Consider the following 2,223-nt stretch of genomic DNA (forward strand, 5'->3'; position numbering starts at 1 on the left):
CCGCAACGGAGCGCATCCTCGCTCACGCTTCGCGCCTAGTGTGGCGTCAACGCTCGATCTTGGGACGGTCAAAGCGATTCGCCCGATGATTTGCCGCTCACTACCCCCCGATCGTTGATGTGACGCAGCACTAGTCGATCGTTACGACCTCTTCCGCCACGGCACGTCGGCAACCCCCGCCGCCGCGTTCGCCGCTCGCGTCAGCACGAAGAGCAAATCACCGAGCCGGTTCAAATAAACCACCAGATTCGGCGAAATCGGCTCGGCCGAGCCACGGGCGAACGCCACCAAGCGCCGCTCGGCCCGCCGGCAGATGGTGCGCGCCAGATGCAGCGCCGCCGCCCCTCGCGAGCCGCCGGGCAAGATAAATTCTCGCAGCAGCGGCAAGGATGCTTCGTGCCGATCGATGGCCTGCTCCAACGCCTCGATTTGCGCCGCACCGAGCACCGCCAGAGCATGCGCCGCCGGATTCGGCGTCGCCAACTCAGCCCCGAGGTTGAACAACTCGTTCTGAATGCGAGCCAACAGCGAGTCGATCTCCGGCGGCAATTCTTCGGCCCTGGCGATGCCGACAGCGGAATTCAATTCGTCGACGGCCCCATACGCTTCAATTCGCGGATCGTCTTTGGCCACGCGCGGTCCGCCGAACAGGCCGGTTTCACCAGTATCGCCCGTCTTGGTGTAAATCTTCATGGCCGACAGTATATAATGCCCACCGTGGCGGGCACACTCCCGTGTGCCGCGGCCAACGTAGTAGGCACATTCCATGTGCCGTCTGCCCTACTCTATGCGCAACGCACCGCGATGCGCAGACGGCACACGGAGTGTGCCTGCTACGATCACGGGTGAAAACGTTTGCCCTTCTTGAACTGGGAGATGGTCGGATGAATGTGTTGTCGCGATGCGGGCTGATATTGGTGGCAAGCGTTCTTTCGTTTGCGGCGTTGGCGCCGCTTGCGGCCGCGGAGCCAACGACGGAAAAACCGCCGGAAAAATCGCCCGCCGGAAAACCGTCGATCGAGTCTCAGTATTTGTCCAATATCCGGCAAATCACGCACGGGTTCGCCAAGGCCGGCGAAGGTTATTTTTCGCCGGATGGGAAGACGATCATTTATCAAGCTGTCGCCGATCCTTATCCGTTCTACCAGATTTACACGCAGCCGCTTGCCGGCCCGACGCTGGCCGACGGCAAGCCGAAGATGGTGAGCACCGGCCGCGGAAAATGCACGTGCAGCTTCTTCGCGCCCGACGGCAAAAGCATCATCTACGCTTCGAGCCATCTCGATCCCGATCTGATCGGCACCGAAGCCAAGGGCCGGGCCCAATTGGCCGAGGATGCCAAGCCGGAGCATCATCGAAAATATCAATGGGATTTCGACCAGAACATGGAGATTTTTTCCGCGAATGTCGACGGCACGCATGTCCACCGGCTGACCTATTCGCCCGGCTACGACGCGGAAGATGCCTATTCGCCCGATGGCAAGCAGATCGTCTTTTGCAGCGATCGGGGCGGCAACCCGAATCTCTACGTCATGGATGCCGACGGCAGCCACGTTCGCCAACTGACGCATGCCAAGGGCTACAACGGTGGCCCCTTCTTTTCACCCGATGGAAGGCGAGTCATCTATCGTAGCGACCGCAAAGAGCCCGGCCTGTTGCAGATTCACGTGATCGACGTCGACGGCACGAACGACATGGCGCTGACTGACAATCAGGGCGTGAATTGGGCCCCCTATTGGCACCCAACGAAGCCATTCATCATCTGGACCGCCGCCAACCATTCCAACCCGCGCGAGATGCCGAACTTCGATCTTTGGCTGTTGAAATACGAGATCAAAGACAACAAGTTCGTTTCCGGCCGACTGTGGCGGATTACCGACAACCCGGCCGCCGACGTTTTGCCCGTCTTTTCCCCCGACGGCAAACAGCTAATGTGGACCAGCAACCGCACCGACGACCACACCAGCCAACTATTCCTCGCTGATTTCAAATTGCCGGAGTAAACCGCGCGAAACCGCAAGCGCGCTACCAAACGGCATGGATCCGCGCTTGCGGTTTCGCGCGTCCGTCCTTATCCCCTCACCCTATCCCCTCACCCTGACCCTATTCATCTCCTCGCTCTAATCCCTAACTTGCAGCTTGATCTCGTCGGAGTTGGCCTTTAGCTCGGGGGCGTACATCGCCGAGGCCCGGGCCGGCAACGCGCTGTAGCGGCCGGGGATT

General features: G+C 60.4%; 2 protein-coding genes. One reads left to right on the plus strand and one right to left on the minus strand.

Features of this window, described 5'->3' with window-relative positions:
- Positions 1-141: 141 nt before the first annotated feature.
- The gene (locus VHX65_13380; protein ID HEX3999538.1) at positions 142-693 is read right to left on the minus strand and encodes a cob(I)yrinic acid a,c-diamide adenosyltransferase; all 552 of its coding nucleotides are present in this window, start codon (positions 691-693) and stop codon (positions 142-144) included.
- 152 nt (positions 694-845) lie between these two features.
- Between VHX65_13380 and VHX65_13385 the strand changes: the two genes are divergently transcribed.
- On the plus strand, positions 846-2,003 hold the full coding sequence (locus VHX65_13385; GenBank protein HEX3999539.1) for a biopolymer transporter Tol: 1,158 nt from the start codon (positions 846-848) through the stop codon (positions 2,001-2,003).
- The last annotated feature ends 220 nt before the right edge of the window (positions 2,004-2,223 follow it).

The sequence above is a fragment of the Pirellulales bacterium genome (assembly GCA_036267355.1).
Lineage (GTDB): Bacteria > Planctomycetota > Planctomycetia > Pirellulales > DATAWG01 > DATAWG01.

Excerpts from the sequence above, each read along its gene's own strand:
- VHX65_13380 (HEX3999538.1), bottom strand. The coding sequence starts at position 693 with ATGAAGATTTACACCAAGACGGGCGATACTGGTGAAACCGGCCTGTTC.